The organism is Nitratireductor sp. StC3, from assembly GCF_003015025.1.
GTDB classification, from domain to species: domain Bacteria; phylum Pseudomonadota; class Alphaproteobacteria; order Rhizobiales; family Rhizobiaceae; genus Mangrovimarina; species Mangrovimarina alexandrii.
The window spans coordinates 388,023-408,196 of sequence record NZ_PYBP01000002.1; the positions used below are offsets into that span (position 1 = coordinate 388,023).

Sequence of the window (20,174 nt, forward strand, 5' to 3'; positions counted from 1 at the left end):
GGCGCCGAAGGCGCGATCACGCCCGGAAGGTCGTGGGGCGTTGGCCGGAAGCTGCCATGAAACGGGCCTTCTGGGGGTGGGTTCAGAAGGGCTTTAGGCTCTCTAGTGGCTAGAGGTGCAAGGGGGCATCGAGCCTGTTTCAAACGCGGAGGTCGGCATTGGGGTGGGAAGCGGACTGGCGGGTTTCGGGCTGCTACCATGCGGGAGCTTCCCTAAAGATCGCTGTGCGCGGTAGGTCTTTATCAATACAACTCAATTCTTGCGATTTGACACCATATCGTTGAGAGCATCAAATATCGGAAATGCCCTATTCCTCTTTCTCTGGTCCGTCAGCATTTTCGAGTTCCTCAGTTTCACCTCTATAGCTTGCCTTGAAACCTGAAAGTAGTTTGATAGGCGCGACAGCATTTCATTATAGATAAAAAAGTTGTATGGTTGGTCGTCAACGAAGATGTATCCGTGCCCTCTATCTTTGATACCTAGGTCTCGGCGAAATTGAATCACCTTTTGAAGGAAATGTACATCAGGCAAGATCAATTCAGCAGCAAAGATGTTCGCTTGATACTCCAGGCGATCATAGTTGAAGTCTTTTGATTTATCTTTTGTAACAAATAGGTCCCGCTCTACAATGCTCTCAGAGAGTAGGTATCGTTCATGATCCAAAGCGAAATGGCCAATCTCATGTGCAAGCGTAAAGCGCTCTCGTGTTTGGAGCGAATGTGAGTTTATCACGATCATTTTTTGACCGAAGATTGCGCTCCCCAAGATCGAAGTTCCGTCAATATCAACCACTTTACGATCAGAGAAATGCAAATCAATGGATAGAATTTGGCAAATCTTGATTAGATCTACCGCACCAGACGTGTATCCAGTTGAATTAAGGAGTTTTTCAGCCGTCAATTTTATTTGAGTTAATGATAAAAATGGAACCGCATGATCTACGCATTCTTGATCGAATCGAAGATCATTGGTTACCTCAGGATCAAGACTTGTCACCATATCGCCGATATTCGAATAATATTTTCCTTCGTAGAAACCGGAGAACTTTAGCGACTTCTTTATATTTTCGTTCCAAAACATTTGAGCGCTTAAGAATGCATTTTCTAAGAATTTACTTTTGCGATCCGCTACGATTTCCAAACCATGCTCATCGAATTTTACAATGCCCATCGCTCCATTTCTGGCGACCATCTCAGCCCCAGATTGCAGACGCGAAGTGACAACTATTACTCCTTTGGATGCATAAGGAAATATCCGCCCAATTTTCGATGAGAAGTCGTTGATATGCATCTCGGAAACGTTTGCTTTATGATTCTTGCATTCGAAAATGACGTATAGATGTGGGGTATCGCTGCCAGTTCGGTATATTTCCAAAACGACATCAAACTCAACGTCTGAATGACGTTGCCGACAGTAATACGATTTCCTCTTGTAAATCTTGCAGTTTTTCGCTGCATACACACCGAAAACGAGATCCCCGCGATCTTTTTGTTCAACAAGATAGCGATAGAACGCATCTTCCAGTTTGTCGCCCTTGCTAGTCGAGTTCATAATTTGCCTTGGCTCCAAGCGTTCTGAAAAGCCGCACACATTTTACGTGGTGAGCAGCATTTGGAAAGCAAATTGACTTCTAAAATTTTCGTGTGAATAGGATACTTGGTGATGATAGCAAACTTTATGATTAGAAGCGGTAACCTCTAGTACAAGCAGGCCGATACGAGGGCCGGCTGTGTTGTCGCAATCGCACACAATGAACTGCAGTTCCGGATGGCTAAGGTACTTCCTTGGAACGACCACGACGGAGCCGCAAGCGCCCAGCAAACCGAATACGCGCCTCCATCTCCCCAGCACAATCACGGCAAGCTGTGCCTGCGATCGGGCGTGCGCCCGGCATGAGACGTTTTGCCGGCTGGGCCCGATCGACGAGGCCCGGTCTTTCGCCGCGCGGCGTCGAACACGAGCACCGGCAGGGTCCAGCGAGGCGGCGCGGCTTTTGGCTCGCGCGCCTCAGCCCCCCTCAAATATCGAGGTTCGCCACCGAGAGCGCGTTGTCCTGGATGAATTCGCGCCGCGGCTCGACCTCGTCGCCCATCAGCCGGGCGAACAGCGCGTCGGCGTCGGTGGCGTCGGCGATCTTGACCTGCAGCAGCGAGCGCGCCGCCGGATCGAGCGTCGTTTCCCACAATTGTTCGGCGTTCATCTCGCCCAGCCCCTTGTAGCGCTGCATGGTCAGGCCCTTGCGGCCGACCGCGAACACGCCGTCGAGCAGCTTGAGCGGACCGGAGATGGTTTCGCCCACATCCTTGCGGCGCAGCACCGGCTGGGTGCCGTAGACCTCGTCGAGGCGGCCGGCATAGCGGTGCAGCGCCCGCGCGTCGGCCGAGCCGATCAGCGCCATGTCGAGATGGACGACATCCTTGACGCCGCGCACGGTGCGCTCGAAGATAAAGCCGCCCGGCCCCTCGTTCGAGGTCGCCATGCGCCCTTCCCAGCCGCGCTCGGTTTCTTCCGAGATCAGGTCGAGCCGCTCGGCGATGCGGGCCGCCGTTTCGTTGGCGCGGCCGAGATCGATCACGACTTCGGGATTGAGCGCGCCGGCGATCGCCGCTTGCTCGACCACGGCGCGGTCGTAGCGCGTATGCAGGCCGTTGATCAGCGTGCGCACCGCCAGCGCGTCGTCGATCGCCGCGCGCAGGTCCGGACCGGTGCGGACCTCGCCGCTGGCGAGCTCCAGCGCGCAATCCTCCAGGCCGCCCTCGATCAGATATTCCTCGAAGGCCTGCTCGTCCTTGAGATATTGCACGCTCTTGCCGCGGGTCACCTTGTAGAGCGGCGGCTGCGCGATATAGAGGTGGCCGCGCTCGATCAGCTCCGGCATCTGGCGGAAGAAGAAGGTCAACAGCAGGGTGCGGATATGGGCGCCGTCGACGTCGGCGTCCGTCATGATGATGATCTTGTGGTAGCGCAGCTTCTCGGGATTGAACTCGTCCTTGCCGATGCCGGTGCCGAGCGCGGTGATCAGCGTGCCGATCATATCCGACGACAACATGCGGTCGAAGCGCGCGCGTTCGACGTTGAGGATCTTGCCGCGCAGCGGCAGGATCGCCTGGTTCTGGCGCGAGCGGCCGCCCTTGGCCGAGCCGCCGGCCGAATCGCCCTCGACGATGAACAGTTCCGATTTCGCCGGATCGCGCTCCTGGCAGTCGGCGAGCTTGCCGGGCAGCGAGGTGATGTCGAGCGCGCCCTTGCGGCGCGTCAATTCGCGCGCCCGGCGCGCGGCCTCGCGCGCGGCGGCGGCCTCGACCACCTTGCTGATCAGGATCTTGGCTTCCGCCGGATGTTCCTCGAACCAGGTGCTCAGCGCCTCGTTGACGAGGCTCTCGACCACCGGCCGCACTTCCGAGGAGACCAGCTTGTCCTTGGTCTGTGAGGAAAATTTCGGATCGGGCACCTTGACCGACAGCACCGCCGTCAGCCCCTCGCGGCTGTCGTCGCCGGTGAGCGACACCTTCTCCTTCTTGGCGATGCCGGAGGCCTCGGCATAGCTCGTGACCTGGCGCGTGAGCGCGCCGCGGAAACCGGCCATATGCGTGCCGCCGTCGCGCTGGGGGATGTTGTTGGTGAAGCACAGCACGTTCTCGTGATAGCTGTCGTTCCACCACATCGCCACTTCGACGGTGATGTCGTCGCGCTCGGCGCGGATCGAGATCGGCGCGGGAATGAGCGATTTGCGCGCCCGGTCGAGATAGCGCACGAATTCCTCGAGCCCGCCATCGTAGAGCAGCTCGTTGGTGACTACGTCGGCATGGCGCCGGTCGGCCAGGACGATGCGCACGCCCGAGTTCAGGAAGGCGAGCTCGCGCAGCCGATGCTCGAGCGTGGCGTAGTCGAACTCGGTCATGGTGAAGGTTTCGGGCGAGGGCAGGAAGGTGACCTCGGTGCCCGTTTCGGCGCCGGCATCGCCGGTGACCGCCAGCGGCGCGTCGGCCACGCCGTGGGTGAAGCTCATCTCGTGGATCTTGCCGTTGCGGCGGATCTTGAGCTTCAGCGTGGTCGACAGCGCGTTGACGACCGAGACGCCGACCCCGTGCAGCCCGCCGGACACCTTGTAGGAATTCTGGTCGAACTTGCCGCCGGCGTGGAGCTGGGTCATGATCACTTCGGCGGCGGAAATGCCCTCGCCGTGGTGAATGTCGGTGGGGATGCCGCGGCCATTGTCGGTCACCGTGCACGAGCCGTCCGGGTTGAGCGTCACCGTCACCACGTCGGCATGGCCGGCCAATGCCTCGTCGATGGCGTTGTCGACCACCTCGTAGACCATGTGGTGCAGGCCGGACCCGTCATCGGTATCGCCGATATACATGCCCGGCCGCTTGCGCACGGCGTCGAGGCCCTTCAGGACCTTGATCGATTCCGCGCCGTATTCGGGCGTGCCGCCGGGCTCAATTTCGGACGAGTCGCTCATGAAATACCGCTGTTCTTTTGCCGCTGGAAAGACGCGCTTCCGCCACCCCGAATCACGCGCCGCTGGACAGGTGAGATATAGGGGTTTCGGGCCGAAAAACCAAATCCGGCGCCGGGCTTCGGGCCGCTGGACGGCGTCCCGGCCGGCGTGGGATTTCGCCCTGCGATCGCAGCGGACGAACGGCGGCGCCGCGTGTCCGCCCGCCCCGGCCCCGCCAGGCCGGAACCCGGCCGCCCCGGCACATGAAAAAGGCCCGCGCCGCATGGCGGCACGGGCCCTTTTTGCGAGGATCAAGCCCGATTACTGGGGCACGATCATGCGCATCTCGTCGCGACGCTCGGCATAGGCCGCTTCCTCATAGGCCGGCTGGGCTTCCAGCTCTTCCTGGGTGAAGGCGGTGTAGAGATAGCGGTTGCCGTCGCCGTCGCTCATGAACTCGAGATTGTCCATGCCGATGGCGACTTCCTTTTCGCCGATCCCGAGGAACCCGCCGACATCGACGATGATCGCGTCGACACCGCCATCCTGCGACAGCACGACGTCGCCGATCTCGCCGATATTTTCGTCATCGACGCCGTAGACCGTGGTGCCGATCAGTTCCTCGGCCCTGATCTGGTCGCTGGCGAGCGGCTGCAGGCTCGAGCGGTCGATCGCCGCGGTTTCGGTCCGGTCGGTCGCGTCGGCCGGAGCCTCGAGCGGCGAAGCGGCGGTGTTCTCGCCATCGGTGACCCGATCCTCGGTCTTGGCCGTCTCGTCCTTCGGCGCCATAGCCATGTCCTGGTCGGCCGGAGCCTCCGCGGCCTTGTCCTCGACGGGCATCGCCTCGGCGGGCTCGGCGGTGTCGGCCGTGGCCAGGTCGTCGGCGGTGGCGGGCTTGGTTTCCGCTACCTCGGCATCGGCCGGAACAGGCTGATAGGCCATGCGGTCGAATTCGGGCTGCGCCTTCAGCGCCTCGGCGGTCGTTTCGACCACGAGCCAGCGATCGCCATCGCGCTCGGCCCATTCCACCAGATCGTATTCGATCGCCACGTGTTTTTCGCCGAGGCCGAGAAAGCCGCCGACGCCGATCACCACGGCCTCGATATTGCCGTCGGCATCGAAGACGATGTCGTTCACGTCGCCGATATTTTCGGCCTCGTCGCCGGCGCCGTTATAGACCGACTCGCCGATAATGTTGCTGGCGAGCTGGCCGTCGGCCTTGACGACCATGGGAACCTCGGCGGTCTGCTGGGCCGGGTCCGCGGGGACGGTGGTGCTGGTCTGGGCGATCGCGCCGCTCGATACCAGCAAGGCAAGGGCGGATGTCGCCATAAGCTTGCGGATCATGATAAAACCTCCTTGTGCATCATTCGTATGCACGGCCGCGCCTTTTCCGATCGTGGCAGAGAGGCAGGGGCGCGGCCGCTCGACATGCACAAAACGCGGCATGTGCGCACTTGTTCCCGCACGCGGACGATCAAAGCCGATTTCGTTGGAGATTGCGCGCGATCCCGCCACCGGCCCGCCGCATGGCGCGGCCCGGCGTCTGCTGCGTTGGACGGCTGCGGAAGCGGGCGGCGCTAACGCGGCGCGCGCTTGGCCAGAATGCGCTGCAGGGTGCGGCGGTGCATGTTGAGCCGGCGCGCGGTTTCGGAGACATTGCGGTCGCACATCTCGTAGACCCGCTGGATATGTTCCCAACGCACCCGGTCGGCCGACATCGGATTTTCCGGCGGCGCGACCTTCTCCCCCGTCGTGCTCGTCAGCGCCGCGTAGACGTCGTCGGCGTCGGCGGGCTTGGCGAGATAGTCGATCGCGCCGAGCTTGACCGCGGTCACCGCGGTGGCGATGTTGCCGTAGCCGGTGAGAATGACGGCGCGCGCCTCCGCGCGTTTCTCGCGGATCGCCGACACCACGTCGAGGCCGTTGCCGTCGCCGAGCCGCATGTCGACCACCGCGTAGGCGGGCGGCGCACCCCTGGCCTTGGCCAGCGCTTCCTCCACGCTCTCCGCCGTCTCGACCACGAAGCCGCGCAATTCCATCGCCCGTGCCAGGCGGGTCAGGAACGGGCGGTCGTCGTCGACGATGAGCAGCGAGCGATCCTCGCCGAGCGTATCTTGATTTTCGGTGGTCATGAATTCGATTCCGAACGCTATCCGGCCCCTATTTATTCAAAAAAGCCGCCAAGTCCAATTTCGCCGGCTCAGCCGATCGCATGTTCGCTGACCGGATCGCGCAGGAACAGCTCGCGCGGCCAGCTCACCCGGGCGATCGCGCCCTGTCCGGGGGCGCTGGCATTGCCGAACGAAACCACCGCGCCGGAGCGCTCGAGCAGGGTCTTGGCGATGAACAGTCCGAGCCCCAACCCGCCGCCGCCCTCGGTCTGCCGGCCCGAGCGCGTGGTCATGTAGGGTTCGCCGATCCGGTCGATCACTTCCGGCGGAAACCCCGACCCGTCATCGGTGACCTGGATCGAGACATGGTCGGCGTCCCAGCTCCAGCGCACGGTGACGCTTTCGCGCGCGAAGTCGACGGCGTTTTCGACCAGATTGCCGAGCCCGTAAATGACGCCGGGATTGCGCCGTCCCGCCGGTTCGCGGCCTTCGAGCGTGCCCGGTTCGAGATGGATGTCGATGCCGAAATCGCGATGCGGCGCGATCACGTCCTCGATCATCGCCGTCAGCGTCATCCGCGCCATGTGCTCCTCGCCCTGCGAGGACAGGCTGGTCAGCCGCTGCAGGATCTCCTTGCAGCGCTCGCTCTGCGACCTGAGCAGCGTGACGTCCTCGCGAAAGCGCGGTTCGCCCTCCAGGGCCCGCTCCATCTCGCGCGCCACCAGGGCGATGGTGGCGAGCGGCGTGCCGAGTTCGTGGGCGGCCGCCGCCGCCAACCCGTCGAGGGCCGACAGATGTTGTTCGCGCTGTAAGACCAGCTCGGTGGCGGCGAGCGCGGTGGCGAGCTGGCGCGCTTCCTCGGCGACCCGCCAGGCGTAGATCGCGGTAAAGGCGGTGGTCGACAGGATCGCCATCCACATGCCGATGACGTAGAGGAACGGCATCGCCAGATTGCTGCCGCCATACCAGGGCAGCGGCAGGTGGAAACTCACCAGCAACGAGGCGGTGACGGCGACCACCAGGCCGAGCACGGCGGTCAGCGCCAGCGGCAGCGATGTCGCCGAGACCACCACCGGAACCGACATCAGGATCGCGAAGGGATTGGTCAGTCCGCCGGTCAGGTAAAGCAATCCGGCGAGTTGCAGGACGTCGAGGAACAAGACGCAGAAGGCGGCGCCCGGCGTCAGCCTGTGGGTGGCGGGGTAGCGGAAGGCCAGAAACAGGTTCACCCAGGCCGAACAGGCGATCAGCGCGAAGCAAAGCCCGACCGGCAGCGGAAACATGAACCAATAGGCCACGACCAGAACCGCCGCGCTCTGGCCGATGATGGCCAGCCAGCGCAGACGGATGAGCGTGTTGAGCCGCAATTGCCGGCTCTGTTGATGGTCGGGCGTGCGAAGGTCCTGCAGCATCGCCCTCCTATAGGCCGGACGGCCGATCGCGCCAAAGGGAATCTGTCGTCCGCTGCGCCGCTCTCCTGGCCATCGCGCGCGGCGCCGGCATGCGCCGGCTCAGTGGCCGCGCGGCTTGGCGCGCGCCGTCGGCGTGGCCCGCAGCGGCTCCTCCGGCCAGGGATGTTTGGGATAGCGCCCGCGCATGGCCGCGCGCACCTCGGCCCACGAGCCGCGCCAGAAGCCGGGCAGATCGCGCGTGGTCTGGATCGGGCGCTGCGCCGGCGACAGCAATTCGAGCGTCAGCGGCACGGTGCCCGCCGCGATGGCGGGATGACGGTCGAGGCCGAACAGTTCCTGCACGCGCACCGCCAGTACCGGCGCGTCGTCGCGATAGTCGATCGGGATGCGGTTGCCCGACGGCGCGTCGAAATGGGTCGGGGCCAGCGCCGCCACCCGCCTCTGGTCTTCGTGGCCGACCCGCGCCAGCAGGGCTTCGGCCAGCGTGGAGTCTGAAATATCGGCGATCGCCGCGCTGCCGGTCAGAAACGGTGCCAGCCAGTCCTGGACAGTATCGCGCAGCGCCGCATCGTCCATTTCGGGCCAAGGCTCGCCGAGCCCGCGCCGCAGCCAGGCGAGCCTGCGCCTGAGGCCGGCGGCCTTTTTGCCCCAGGGCAGGATCGCCACGCCATGGACGTGCACGGCCTCCAGGAGGGCGCGGTCGGCCTCGGCTCCGCTCGGCGCCGGCAGCGGACGCTCGGCGAGGGTGATCGCGCCCAGGCGGCTTCGTTCGCGTGCCCGCACCGTTCCGCTGTCGCGGTCGAACCCGGTTTCGGTGCCGGTCTCGATGCGGTCGGCGAGCACGGCGCGCAGATCGCTTTCCGCGACCGGCGCGGCAGCGACGATGCGGGCATTGCGCGCCTTGCCCTGCAGGTCGGCGACGACCAGAAAATCGTGCGCGGCCAGCGGATCGGCCGGATCGATCTCGCCGCCGCGCCCATTGGCCAGGACGTAGCGGCCCGGCCCGCCGCGCGCCATCGCCACCCGGTCGGGCCAGGCATGCAAAAGCAGCCGGCCCGCGCCGGTCGCCCCTGTTTCCGGTCGTGCCGCCGCTGCCCTGCGAAGGCCGGCGCCGGCGGCTGCGGCGAGCCGTTTGGCCAGCGCCCGTGCGTTGCCGGCCCGCGCACCGCGATCGCGGCGAAACCGCGCGAGCCGCGCGTCGAGGTCGATCTGCTGGCCGCCAAGGCCGCGCTCGGTCAAAAGCACGGCCAGGTCGGCGGCCTGCAGCGCGGCGCCGTCCTGCGCGGCCCTGGCGACCATATGAGCGAGGCGCGCCGGCAGGGCGAGACGGCGCATCGCCACGCCGTCGGCCGTCAGGCGCCCGGTTTCGTCGATCGCCTCGAGGTCGCGCAGCAGCGCGCGCGCCGCGGCGAGCGCGCCGGCAGGCGGCGGATCGAGGAAGGCGAGACGCGTCGGATCGACGACCCCGAAAGCGGCGCAGTCGAGCACCAGGCCGGCGAGGTCCGCTTCCACGATCTCCGGCGGCGTGAAGGCGGGCAAAGACGCAGTCTGTTCGGCGCGCCACAGCCGGATCGCCACGCCCGGCGCCGTGCGCCCGGCGCGTCCGGCGCGCTGCTCGGCCGAGGCGCGCGACACCCGCACGGTTTCGAGCCGGGTCAGCCCGGTCGCCGGCTCGAATTTCGGCAGGCGCTGATAGCCTGAATCGATCGCCACCCGAACGCCGTCGATGGTGATCGAGGTTTCCGCGATCGCGGTGGCCAGCACGATCTTGCGGCGGCCATCCGGCGCCGGGCGGATCGCCGCGTCCTGGGCCTTGCCGTCCATGGCGCCGAAAAGCGCGATCAGATCCGCATTCGCCGGCAGCCGGCCGGCAAGCCGTTCGGCCGTGCGCTCGATTTCGCGCTGGCCGGGCAGGAAGGCGAGGATGCCGCCGTCCTCCTCGGCAAGCGCGGCACGCACGGCGGCCGCCACGGCGTCCTCGAGCGTTTCGCCGCCGGTGCGTTCGCGGTGGCGGATGTCGACCGGAAAGCTTCGGCCATGGCTTTCGATCACCGGCGCGTCACCGAGCAGCCGGGCGACCCGCGCACCGTCCAGGGTTGCCGACATCACCACCAGCCGCAGATCGGGCCGCAGCCCCTGCTTGACGTCGAGCGCCAGCGCCAGGCCGAAATCGCCGTCGAGCGAGCGCTCGTGGAACTCGTCGAAAACGACACACGCAATGCCGGCAAGTTCCGGATCGTCGAGGATCATGCGCGCCAGCACGCCTTCGGTGACGACGAGAATGCGGGTTGCCGCCGAGACCTGCCTGTCCATGCGCATGGCGTAGCCGACCGTGGCGCCGACCTCTTCGCCGAGGAGGGCGGCCATGCGCCGCGCGGCGGCGCGCGCGGCCAGCCGGCGTGGTTCCAGAAGCAGGATCGTGCCGCCGCCGCGCCAGTCCTCGCCTAGAAGCGCGAGCGGCACCAGCGTGGTCTTGCCGGCGCCGGGGGGCGCGACCAGGACGGCGTGTCCCGGGCCGGCGAGCGCGGCGCGCAGGTCGGGCAGGATCCGGGTGACGGGAAGGTCGGGCAGGGTCATGACGGGCTAGCCGATACGTTTGGACCGGGCCGCGACGGCATATCAGCGCCGACGCCGCGCTGGCAATCCGCAAAGCCTCCGGCCGGCGACCGGCGTGCCGGAAAGGCGCGCCATTGCCGGCTTGATCCCACCGCCGCGGGTGCTAGGTTGCGTCCGGCGGCGTCAAAATGCCGTCGACGTTCTCAGGGCGGGGTGAAAGTCCCCACCGGCGGTAAGGGGATCTCCCCAAGCCCGCGAGCGCCGGGGCGGCGACAGGCCGGTCCGGGTCAGCAGATTCGGTGCGAATCCGAAGCCGACGGTTACAGTCCGGATGGAAGAGAACGGGTCAGATCGCCGAGCGTGTCCTTTGGCTCTTCGCCCGAGGCTGCGCGCGGTGTCCGATCCCGCATCCCTGAGGTCTCTGGGTCAATGCGAAAGGATCGGACCGAATGAGCCAGATAGCCTCGATCGAAACCACCCCGGCCGCGCTGCGCGGCGCCGCGATCATGGTGGCGGCCGGCCTCGCCTTTGCCGGCCTCAACGTCGCCGTGCAATGGGCGAGTGTCAATGCCGGCGCCTCCGCGCCCGCGATCGCATTCTGGCAATATGCCATCGCGCTGGCGCTCGCCGCGCCCCTGGTCTGGCGCGGCGGCATACACATCCTGCACACGCGGCATGTCTTCCTGCATCTGGCGCGGGTGCTTCTGGCCGCGGCCGGCATCCAGCTTTGGGTCTACGGCCTGTCGGTCGTACCGATCTGGCAGGCAATCGCGCTCGCTATGACCTCGCCGTTCTTCGTCATGGCGGGGGCGGGCCTGGTTCTGCGCGAGCGGGTCGATTTCGCCCGCATCGCGGCCACGGCGGGCGGTTTCGCCGGCGCCATGATCATCATCGCGCCCTGGTCGGAAAGCTTCACCTATCACGCTTTCCTGCCGGTGCTGGCGGCGGCGTGCTGGGCCGGCACGTCGCTGATCACCAAATATCTGACGCGGCTGGAGCCCACGGCCGGCATCACCGTCTATCTGCTTTTGCTACTGACCCCGATCAATGCCGCGATCTGGCTCGGCTCGGGTTTCGAGATCCCGCCGCAGGCCGCCTGGTGGGCGCTGTTTGCCGCCGGTGCCCTGACCGGGCTCGCGCAATATCTTTTGACCTGGGCCTATGCCAGCGCCGATGCCGCCTATCTGCAGCCGTTCGACGATCTGAAGCTGCCGTTCAACATCGTCGCCGGCTGGGTGGTGTTCGGTGCTGCGCCGACGCCGGGCTTCTGGCCGGGCGCGGCGCTGATCGTTGCGGCCTCGCTATATTTGATGCGGCGCGAACGAACCCTCCCGGCTTGAGCCTGGCATCGTGTCCGCAGCGCGCATCGCTGCTTGATCGCGGGCCGGGATGATGCATTTTCGGGGCGAAACGGGAGATCGGCAATGGGTCTGATTGCGCGGGATGTTTTCCTCCGGCCGGAGCGGGCGGCATGAGCGGACAGTCCGGTTCGGTGTTCGATCCCCTGTGGCGGCGGCTGGCGATCATCGCCGCATGCGCCGGCTGGGCGGCGCTGGAATGGCTGAACGGCCAGACCGGCTGGGCGCTGCTTGCCGCCGCGGCCACCGCTTACGGGGTCTGGAGCCTGCTCATCGCCTGGGCGCCGCCCCAAGGGCCCGCCGGCCCGGACGGACGGGACGGGGAGAGCGACTAGCCGCGCGGCCTCGTCAGGCCGTGACCGACAACTCGACCCTGTCGGCGGCGAAACGCGTTTCGGCGAATTGGATCGGCCGACCCTCAGTGTCGATATTGACGGCCACCGCCACCAGCACGATCGCGCCCGCCGACAGGCGCAGATCGTCGAGGTCGCCGTCGTCGGCATGGCGGGCCGACACCAGCGTCGACGCCCGGAAATAGTCGGCGACGCCGTAACGCTGGAACGCCAGCGTGATCGAACCGAGTTCGCGATAGGCCTCGGCGAAGCCGGCGAAACGGTCGGCATCGAACCAGCTCGTCGCGCGCGACACCGGGCGGCCGTCGGCTTCCGACACCGTGTCCATGCGAATCACCCGCGCATCGGGCGCCAGAGCGAGCGCCTCGGCCGTACGCTGGTCGGCGGCCTCCAGGCGATGGTCGAGCAGATGGCCGCGCCTGTCGCGGGCCTGGTCGCGCAGTCCCTCGGAAAACCGGGTGCGCACGCCGATCGGATAGGTCAGGCGCCGGCGCCGTTCGACAAAGGTGCCGCGCCCCTGCTCGGCGCGCAAGACGCCCTCCTCGACCAGCGCGGCGATCGCGCTGCGTAGGGTGTGGCGGTTGACGCCGAAATGCGCCGCGAGCGCGGTCTCGGGCGGCAGGCGCCCGTTCGCGCCCAACCGGTTCTGGCCGATATCGCGCCTGATCTGGTCGGCGATCTGGCGCCACAGCGATATGCCGCTGCGCCGTTCCATGGTCTTGTCGGTTTTTTTCATCGCCATTTCGCCCTGTCACGCGAACGTCATGGACACGCGCTAGAACAAGGTATAATTTGTATGCTTGTCTATATCAATAGACAAATAATCACAGCAACGGTCGAATCGGATGACAAAGCAAGACAGGCAGGACGAGGCAGGCCGGCCAGCGCGTCGGGACGCCATGGCCGTGGTCGCGCGGGCCGGCGGCGATACGCTGCGCCGGCTCTGGGCAGAGGCCAATTTCGACGAAGGCGCCGAACTGGTGCGCGGCCCCGAGACCGGGCTGGTGATGCTGCGGGGGCGCATGGGCGGCGGCGGCGCGGCCTTCAATCTCGGCGAGGCGACGGTGACGCGCGCCACGGTGCGGCTGGCGACCGGCGAGGTCGGTCATGCCTACGCGCTCGGTCGCGATCGCGACAAGGTGCGGATCGCGGCGACGGTCGACGCGCTGTGGCAGCGCCCGCAAAGCCGTGCATGGGTCGAGGACAGGATCGTCGCGCCGCTGCGCGCCGCCGGGGCGGCTGCCGACAGCGAGCGCCGACGCGAGACGGCGGCCACCAAGGTCGACTTTTTCACCATGGTGCGCGGAGAGGATTGATGGCGTTTTCCACCCGATCGATCGATGGCGGCTTCGCCGAACCGGTGATTGCCGCGCAAGGCGTCTTCCGCGCGCTGATGGAGGCCATGGCCCGGCCGGGCACCGCCCAGGCCCTGCCGCCGCTGGCTGCTCCGCCCGCGCCGCTGACCGCCGAGGCCGGTGCCGTGGCGCTGACCTTGTGCGACCACGACACGCCGGTCTGGCTCGATCCCGAGCTGCAGGGCTCCGGCGAAATCCGCGACTGGCTCGGCTTCCACACCGGCGCGCCGTTCGCCTTCACGCCGGCCGAGGCTCATTTCGCCCTGGTCTCGCGGCCGGGCGAGCTGATGGCGCTGGAAAATTTCGCCCAGGGCTCGCAGGACTACCCGGATCGTTCGGCCACCATCATCCTTCAGCTCGACACCCTGACGGCCGGTGAGACGCTGGTTCTGGAAGGGCCGGGCATCGAGAGCCGCGCGCGGCTGGCGCCGGCGCCGCTGCCGCGTCATCTGGCCGCGCAGTGGCGGCAGAACAACGGGCGTTTCCCGCGCGGCGTCGACCTCGTCCTGACGGCGCCCGGTGCGCTCGCCTGTCTGCCGCGCACCACCCGCATCGTCGAAACGGAGGGCTAGAAGCCATGTATGTTGCCGTGAAGGGCGGCGAGGCCGCCATCGACAACGCGCACCGCCTGCTCGCCGATCGGCGCCGCGGCGACCGCGACGTGCCGGCGCTCGGCCTCGACCAGATCGTCGAACAGCTCGCCCTCGCCGTCGACCGGGTGATGGCCGAAGGCTCGCTTTACGACCGGGAACTCGCCGCGCTCGCCATCCGCCAGGCGCGCGGCGACATGATCGAGGCGATCTTTCTGGTGCGCGCCTACCGCACCACCCTGCCGCGGTTCGGCTATGCGAGGCCGGCCGACACCGGCGCGATGCTGATCGAACGCCGGGTATCGGCCACCTACAAGGATCTGCCGGGCGGCCAGCTTCTGGGCCCGACCTTCGACTACACCCACCGGCTGCTCGATCCCGAACTGGCCGGCGATGCGCCCGTCGCCGCGCCGGCCACGCGCGACGCGGACACCGAGGCCATGCCGCGCGTTTCGCAGATCCTGGCCCGCGACGGGCTGATCGAGGGCGACGGGGCACTGCCCGACGACCGCGAACCCGGCGACATCACCCGCGAACCGCCGGAATTTCCGATGGAGCGCGACCTGCGCCTGCAGGCGCTGGCGCGCGGCGACGAGGGTTTTCTGCTTGCGCTCGCCTATTCGACCCAGCGCGGATACGCCCGCTCGCACCCCTTCGTCGGCGAGATCAGGATCGGCGAACTCGACATCGAGCTCGAGGTGCCCGAGCTCCCGTTTCCAGTGCCGCTCGGCCGCATCCAGGTCACCGAATGCCAGATGGTCAACCAGTTCCAGGGTTCGGCCAAGGCGCCGCCACAATTCACCCGCGGCTACGGCCTGGTCTTCGGCCAGTCCGAGCGCAAGGCGATGGCGATGGCGCTGTGCGACCGGGCATTGCGCGCCGGCGAGTTCGGGGAAGACGTCACCGCCCCGGCCCAGGACGAGGAATTCGTGATCGCGCATTCCGACAATGTCCAGGCGACCGGATTCGTCGAGCATCTGAAGCTGCCGCATTATGTCGACTTCCAGGCCGAGCTCGACCTGGTCCGCCGCCTGCGCGCGGAAGCCGAGGCGCGCATGAATGCCGCCGTCGAGGCGCCGGGAAAGGCTGCCGAATGAGCCGGCTAATTCTCCTGGTCGGGGGTTCGCCGGCCCCGGGCCCTCGCCCGGTAGCCGCGATGGATGAGATAGGCGGTCAGCACAAGCGCCAGAATGATCGGCAGGATGAGAAGGTCCATGTCGGTCTCCTTTCGAAGGAAACGCGTCATGTCCGATAGTGTTGCAGAAACGCTTCCCCAAGCGCCGTCCTACAATTTCGCCTATCTGGACGAGCAGACCAAGCGCATGATCCGGCGCGCGATCCTCAAGGGCATCGCCATTCCCGGCTACCAGGTGCCGTTCGCCAGCCGCGAGATGCCGATGCCGTATGGCTGGGGCACGGGCGGCGTGCAGGTGACGGCGTCGGTGATCGGTCCCGACGACGTCCTGAAGGTCATCGACCAGGGCGCCGACGACACCACCAATGCGGTGTCGATCCGCGCCTTCTTCCAGAAGGTGGCGCGCGTCGCTGTGACGACGGAAACGGCGCGCGCGACCATCATCCAGACCCGCCACCGCATTCCCGAGCACCCGCTGGCCGAGGGCCAGGTGCTGGTCTACCAGGTGCCGATCCCCGAGCCGTTGCGCTTTCTCGAGCCGCGCGAGACCGAGACCCGCAAGATGCATGCGCTCGAGGAATACGGCCTCATGCATGTCAAGCTCTACGAGGACATCGCCCGGCACGGCCATATCGCCACCACCTACGCCTATCCGGTCAAGGTCGAGGGACGCTATGTGATGGACCCCTCGCCGACGCCGAAATTCGACAATCCGAAGATGCACCGCTCGCCGGCCCTGCAATTGTTCGGCGCCGGGCGCGAGAAGCGCATCTACGCCATTCCGCCCTATTGCGACGTGGTCAGCCTCGATTTCGAGGATCACCCGTTCAAGGTGCAGGAATTCGACAAGCCGTGCGCGCTGTGCGGGGCCGAGAACGTCTATCTCGACGAGGTGATCCTGGACGATCGCGGCGGCCACATGTTCGTCTGCTCCGACACCGATTTCTGCGAAAAGCGGCGCGCGGCCGGCCATGTCGGCGAGATGGCGCAGGCCGCCGAATGACCCGCCGCGTTCCGTTACGAAAGGTGTCGCCATGACCAGCCAGACCATGTCCGCCGAGCCCCTGCTGCGTGTCGCGGGCCTGTCCAAATCCTATGGCGCGCGCATCGGCTGCGACGATGTCTCGTTCGATTTGTGGCCGGGCGAGGTGCTGGCCGTCGTCGGCGAGTCGGGCTCGGGCAAGACCACTTTGCTCAACTGCGTGTCGACCCGGCTGTTGCCGACCTCCGGTACGGTCAGCTACCGCATGCGCGACGACAGCTGGCGCGAGCTCTACCGCATGGGCGAGGCCGAGCGCCGTTTCCTGATGCGTACCGATTGGGGGTTCGTCCATCAGAACCCGGCCGACGGTCTCAGGATGACGGTCTCGGCCGGCGCCAATGTCGGGGAGCGCCTGATGGCGGTCGGTGATCGCCACTACGGCAATATTCGCGCCACCGCCGTCGACTGGCTGGGCCGCGTCGAGATCGCCGAGGACCGCGTCGACGACCAGCCGCGCGCCTTTTCGGGCGGCATGCGCCAACGCCTGCAGATCGCGCGCAACCTCGTCACCCATCCGCGGCTGATCTTCATGGACGAACCGACCGGCGGGCTCGACGTGTCGGTGCAGGCGCGCCTGCTCGATCTTGTGCGCGGCCTCGTCAGCGAGCTCGGCCTGGCCGCCATCGTCGTCACGCACGACCTCGCCGTCGCCCGGCTTCTGTCGCATCGCATGATGGTGATGAAGGACGGTCACGTCGTCGAGCACGGCCTGACCGACCGGGTGCTCGACGACCCGCAGGCGCCCTACACCCAGCTTCTCGTCTCCTCGATCCTGCAGGTGTGAGGACATGAGCGCGAACCCCGGGAGCCGAGGCTCGGACACGACCGTGCGAAAGGGAGAAAACCGAATGGCAACGCCGCTTGTCGTTTCCGAGCTCTGCAAGAGCTTCACCATGCATCTGCGCGACGGCATCCGCTTGCCGGTGGTCGACAATGCGCGCTTTGCGCTCCAGGCCGGCGAATGTGCCGTGCTCGGCGGGCCGTCCGGTGCCGGCAAGAGCTCGATCTTGAAGATGCTCTACGGCAACTACGCCGTCGATTCCGGCCAGATCATCATCGATCATCACGGCACGCTGACCGACATGGCCGCGGCCAGTCCCCGCGAGGTGCTGGCGATCCGCCGCGACACGCTCGGTTATGTCAGCCAGTTCCTGCGCGTCGTGCCGCGCGTGTCGGCGCTCGACATCGTCGCAGAGCCGCTTCTGGCGCGCGGCCGCGACAGAACCGAAGCCCTGGCGCGCAGCCGCGATCTGTTGAGCCGGCTTAATCTGCCTGAACGATTGTGGGATCTGCCGCCGGCGACCTTTTCCGGCGGCGAGCAGCAGCGCGTCAATATCGCGCGCGGCTTCATCACCCGCCATCCGATCCTCTTGCTCGACGAGCCGACCGCCTCGCTCGACGCCACCAATCGCGCCGTGGTGATCGACATGATCGCCGAGAAGAAGGCGGCCGGCGTCGCCCTGCTCGGCATTTTTCACGATCAGGACGTGCGCGAAGCGGTCGCCGACCAGATCATCGACGTGACCGATTTCGCTCCCGCAAAGGCCGCCTGATGCCGAAACTTTCCGAAACCCCGTTCATTCATCCGACCGCCGAGGCAAGCGGCTCGACGCTCGGCCGCTATACCGAAATCGCCGAGCGGACCCATTTCCAGGATTCGGTCCTGGGCGACTATTCCTACGTGATGCAGGATTGCGGCGTCTGGTGCGCCGAAATCGGCAAATTCGCCAATATCGCCGCCGCCGTGCGCATCAACGCCACCAACCACCCGACCTGGCGGCCGACGCTGCACCATTTCACCTATCGCGCGTCCGACTATTGGGAGGATGCCGAGCACGAGGAGGCGTTTTTCGACTGGCGCCGCCAGAACAAGGTCACGATCGGTCACGATACCTGGTTCGGCCACGGCTCGACCGTCCTGCCCGGGGTCAGCATCGGCGACGGCGCCGTCATCGGGGCCGGCGCGGTGGTGTCCAAGGATGTCGCGCCCTACACGATCGTCGGCGGCGTTCCGGCGAAACCGATCCGCGAGCGTTTCGATCGCGCGACCGCGGCGCGGTTTCAGGAACTGGCCTGGTGGGACTGGGATCACCGGCGCCTGCGCGGCGCGCTCGACGATTTCCGCACCCTCGACGCCGCCGCCTTCCTGGAAAAATACCAGGGCTGATCCGAAGCCTGCCCGGCGAAGCGCTGTGCCACGGTCACGAGCTCGGGCGGTCGATCGAGGAGCGGGGGTTGCGCGAGGGGACCGAAATCGGTTTCTCGTCGATCTACTGCCTGCTCGACAAGCTGCTAAAGTCCGGGCCGGTCGAGCCGCTTGCCGGACATGGCGCCGGACTTCGTCGACGAGGGCCTGTTCGACGGCGCGGTCGCCAAGGCGTCGCGAAAATTGGACGCGCCCCTCCAACACCTTAGTCTGGCGCCCTTGGAAGAGGGGCCTTGCCCGCAGACGATGCATATCGGCTCTCACGATGACGAAGGGCCGGCGCTGGCCTGGTTTGACGGCGAGCTGATGCCGTCGCGCGGCTACGAATTTTCCGGTCCGCACCACCAGATCTATCTCGGCGATCCGCGAAGGTCGAACCGTCGAAGTTGAAGACGATCCTACGTCAGCCGGTACGGCGGGCCTGACGCGTTCCCGCCGCCTGCTTTAGGAGAGTTCCCGGAACCGCTGCGGACCGACTATTGCGCCGCGCCGAAATATTGTTCGCGCAATGCCTCGACCCGACCGTTTTCATGCATGCCGAGAAGTTGGATGGTTACCGGGCGCGTCAACGCGCTGCCATGGGCGAGCCCGAAACCGTATTTGTCCGGTTCGAAGATTGGCCCCACCACCTCGAAAGTCTCCTTCGGGTGGCTATGCGTGAAATATTCAAGCACCGGTGCGTCGCCGACGATAGCGGCGACCCGGTCGCCTCGCAAAGCTTCCGCGGCGGCGTCCAAATCGTCGAACGAACTGTGAGCGATCGCGGTTTCGCGCACGAATTCCTCGGCCACGCTGCCGGTGAAAACACCGACGCGCTTGCCGGGAAGATCCTCAAGACTGTTGATCTGGCTGGTGAGTGAAAGCGTGGTCATCACGCTTGTCACCGAGGAGGTGACATAAGCAAGCACCGCAATGCCGCAGACCAGCCACAGCGCCTGCCACATGCGGCCGATCCAACCGAACAGGTTCTTGCGTGACGGCATTTTCCCCGACGTTGCCACCGACATGACCGAGTAGAAGCTTTCGGCCAGACCGTCGCGCCACCGGCGCGGAAAGTTCGCGTCGAAGCGCCGGTCGAAAAACGTCAGAAGGATGGTGGCCGCCACGATGACCAGCGCCAACCATCCATAGGCGCGCAGATGGCCCGAATTGTGCAGCCCGGCGACCACGTCGCCGAATCCGGCGCTTCGGTTTTCGGCGACCATGATCCGCAGTCCGGCGTCGAACCATGGATGGGTGAAGTCTATGCGCTCGGCGCGCTTGCGCGTGATGGTGAGGTTGGTGACCGCCACATCGACCGACCCGTCCGCGATCGCGTCGACGAGGGTACGAAGGGACGGGTAGGGTTTGTAGCTGAAGTCCAATTCGAGCTGTTCGGCGATCTCTTCCCACAGATCTATCGCCATGCCTTCGTAACCGTTCTCCGCGGCGATGACGAACGGCGGGCTGGCATAGACCCCGACACTGAGCCGGTCCGCCGGCGTGTTCCCCTCCTGCACGGACGCTGTCGTGACCGTGCCAAGCAGAAGCAGCATGGCAAGTGTGCCACGCGCGAGAAGTACGCGAAGGATCGTGGTTTTACGTCTCGCCGCGTATCTGCGGCAGGGTT

Annotated in this window: 18 protein-coding genes and 1 riboswitch; of the genes, 10 read left to right on the forward strand and 8 right to left on the reverse strand. The window is 65.9% G+C overall.

The window, feature by feature from the left end:
- Nucleotides 1-252: 252 nt before the first annotated feature.
- The 6 genes from C7T96_RS06400 to hrpB all read right to left on the reverse strand — a co-directional run bounded on the left by C7T96_RS06400 (nt 253) and on the right by hrpB (nt 10,547).
- Nucleotides 253-1,551, reverse strand: a complete 1,299-nt coding sequence (locus tag C7T96_RS06400) for an ImmA/IrrE family metallo-endopeptidase (protein WP_106570340.1) — start codon at nt 1,549-1,551, stop codon at nt 253-255.
- A 466-nt stretch (nt 1,552-2,017) separates the two neighbouring features.
- A complete protein-coding gene (locus tag C7T96_RS06405) occupies nt 2,018-4,465 on the reverse strand; it encodes a DNA gyrase subunit B (protein ID WP_106570341.1) in 2,448 nt (815 codons plus the stop codon).
- A 300-nt stretch (nt 4,466-4,765) separates the two neighbouring features.
- Nucleotides 4,766-5,791 (reverse strand): PRC-barrel domain-containing protein, encoded by a 1,026-nt coding sequence (locus C7T96_RS06410; protein WP_106570526.1) that lies wholly within the window; start codon nt 5,789-5,791, stop codon nt 4,766-4,768.
- Between the two features lie 233 nt (nt 5,792-6,024).
- Complete coding sequence (locus C7T96_RS06415; RefSeq protein ID WP_275068992.1) at nt 6,025-6,588, reverse strand: ActR/PrrA/RegA family redox response regulator transcription factor; 564 nt, start codon at nt 6,586-6,588, stop codon at nt 6,025-6,027.
- A gap of 59 nt (nt 6,589-6,647) precedes the next feature.
- Nucleotides 6,648-7,970, reverse strand: a complete 1,323-nt coding sequence (locus C7T96_RS06420; protein ID WP_106570343.1) for an ActS/PrrB/RegB family redox-sensitive histidine kinase — start codon at nt 7,968-7,970, stop codon at nt 6,648-6,650.
- Nucleotides 7,971-8,069: 99 nt separating this feature from the next.
- Nucleotides 8,070-10,547 carry an ATP-dependent helicase HrpB gene (hrpB, locus tag C7T96_RS06425; RefSeq protein ID WP_106570344.1) on the reverse strand — a complete coding sequence of 826 codons (2,478 nt, stop codon included), beginning with the start codon at nt 10,545-10,547 and terminating at the stop codon, nt 8,070-8,072.
- A gap of 174 nt (nt 10,548-10,721) precedes the next feature.
- Nucleotides 10,722-10,873, forward strand: a riboswitch (FMN riboswitch).
- Nucleotides 10,874-10,975: 102 nt separating this feature from the next.
- Here hrpB and C7T96_RS06430 point away from each other — a divergent pair.
- Nucleotides 10,976-11,866 carry a DMT family transporter gene (locus C7T96_RS06430; protein ID WP_245414075.1) on the forward strand — a complete coding sequence of 297 codons (891 nt, stop codon included), beginning with the start codon at nt 10,976-10,978 and terminating at the stop codon, nt 11,864-11,866.
- A 131-nt stretch (nt 11,867-11,997) separates the two neighbouring features.
- On the forward strand, nt 11,998-12,219 hold the full coding sequence (locus C7T96_RS06435) for a hypothetical protein (RefSeq protein WP_106570345.1): 222 nt from the start codon (nt 11,998-12,000) through the stop codon (nt 12,217-12,219).
- Nucleotides 12,220-12,232: 13 nt separating this feature from the next.
- On the opposite strand, the gene phnF is transcribed toward C7T96_RS06435, so the two are convergent.
- Nucleotides 12,233-12,973: a phosphonate metabolism transcriptional regulator PhnF gene (gene phnF / locus C7T96_RS06440; RefSeq protein WP_106570528.1), complete on the reverse strand. Its 741-nt coding sequence runs from the start codon at nt 12,971-12,973 to the stop codon at nt 12,233-12,235.
- Between the two features lie 109 nt (nt 12,974-13,082).
- On the opposite strand from phnF, the gene phnG reads away from it, so the two are divergent.
- From phnG to C7T96_RS06480, 8 genes are all read left to right on the forward strand, one after another.
- Nucleotides 13,083-13,553, forward strand: a complete 471-nt coding sequence (gene phnG, locus C7T96_RS06445) for a phosphonate C-P lyase system protein PhnG (protein WP_106570346.1) — start codon at nt 13,083-13,085, stop codon at nt 13,551-13,553.
- A complete protein-coding gene (gene phnH, locus C7T96_RS06450) occupies nt 13,553-14,164 on the forward strand; it encodes a phosphonate C-P lyase system protein PhnH (RefSeq protein WP_106570347.1) in 612 nt (203 codons plus the stop codon). The genes phnG and phnH overlap by 1 nt, the downstream gene beginning before the upstream one ends.
- 5 nt (nt 14,165-14,169) lie before the next feature.
- Nucleotides 14,170-15,279, forward strand: a complete 1,110-nt coding sequence (locus C7T96_RS06455; RefSeq protein ID WP_106570348.1) for a carbon-phosphorus lyase complex subunit PhnI — start codon at nt 14,170-14,172, stop codon at nt 15,277-15,279.
- Between the two features lie 147 nt (nt 15,280-15,426).
- The gene (locus C7T96_RS06460) at nt 15,427-16,320 is read left to right on the forward strand and encodes an alpha-D-ribose 1-methylphosphonate 5-phosphate C-P-lyase PhnJ (protein ID WP_106570349.1); all 894 of its coding nucleotides are present in this window, start codon (nt 15,427-15,429) and stop codon (nt 16,318-16,320) included.
- 46 nt (nt 16,321-16,366) lie between these two features.
- Nucleotides 16,367-17,143: a phosphonate C-P lyase system protein PhnK gene (gene phnK / locus C7T96_RS06465; RefSeq protein ID WP_106570529.1), complete on the forward strand. Its 777-nt coding sequence runs from the start codon at nt 16,367-16,369 to the stop codon at nt 17,141-17,143.
- Nucleotides 17,144-17,207: 64 nt separating this feature from the next.
- Complete coding sequence (gene phnL, locus C7T96_RS06470) at nt 17,208-17,912, forward strand: phosphonate C-P lyase system protein PhnL (RefSeq protein WP_106570350.1); 705 nt, start codon at nt 17,208-17,210, stop codon at nt 17,910-17,912.
- Entirely contained in the window at nt 17,909-18,526 is a 618-nt protein-coding gene (locus tag C7T96_RS06475; RefSeq protein WP_106570530.1) for a DapH/DapD/GlmU-related protein, read from the forward strand. The genes phnL and C7T96_RS06475 overlap by 4 nt, the downstream gene beginning before the upstream one ends.
- A 159-nt stretch (nt 18,527-18,685) precedes the next feature.
- The gene (locus tag C7T96_RS06480) at nt 18,686-18,955 is read left to right on the forward strand and encodes a GyrI-like domain-containing protein (protein WP_199190421.1); all 270 of its coding nucleotides are present in this window, start codon (nt 18,686-18,688) and stop codon (nt 18,953-18,955) included.
- Nucleotides 18,956-19,041: 86 nt separating this feature from the next.
- Here C7T96_RS06480 and C7T96_RS06485 read toward each other — a convergent pair whose 3' ends face one another.
- Nucleotides 19,042-20,100 (reverse strand): transporter substrate-binding domain-containing protein, encoded by a 1,059-nt coding sequence (locus C7T96_RS06485; protein ID WP_106570351.1) that lies wholly within the window; start codon nt 20,098-20,100, stop codon nt 19,042-19,044.
- Nucleotides 20,101-20,174: the final 74 nt, after the last annotated feature.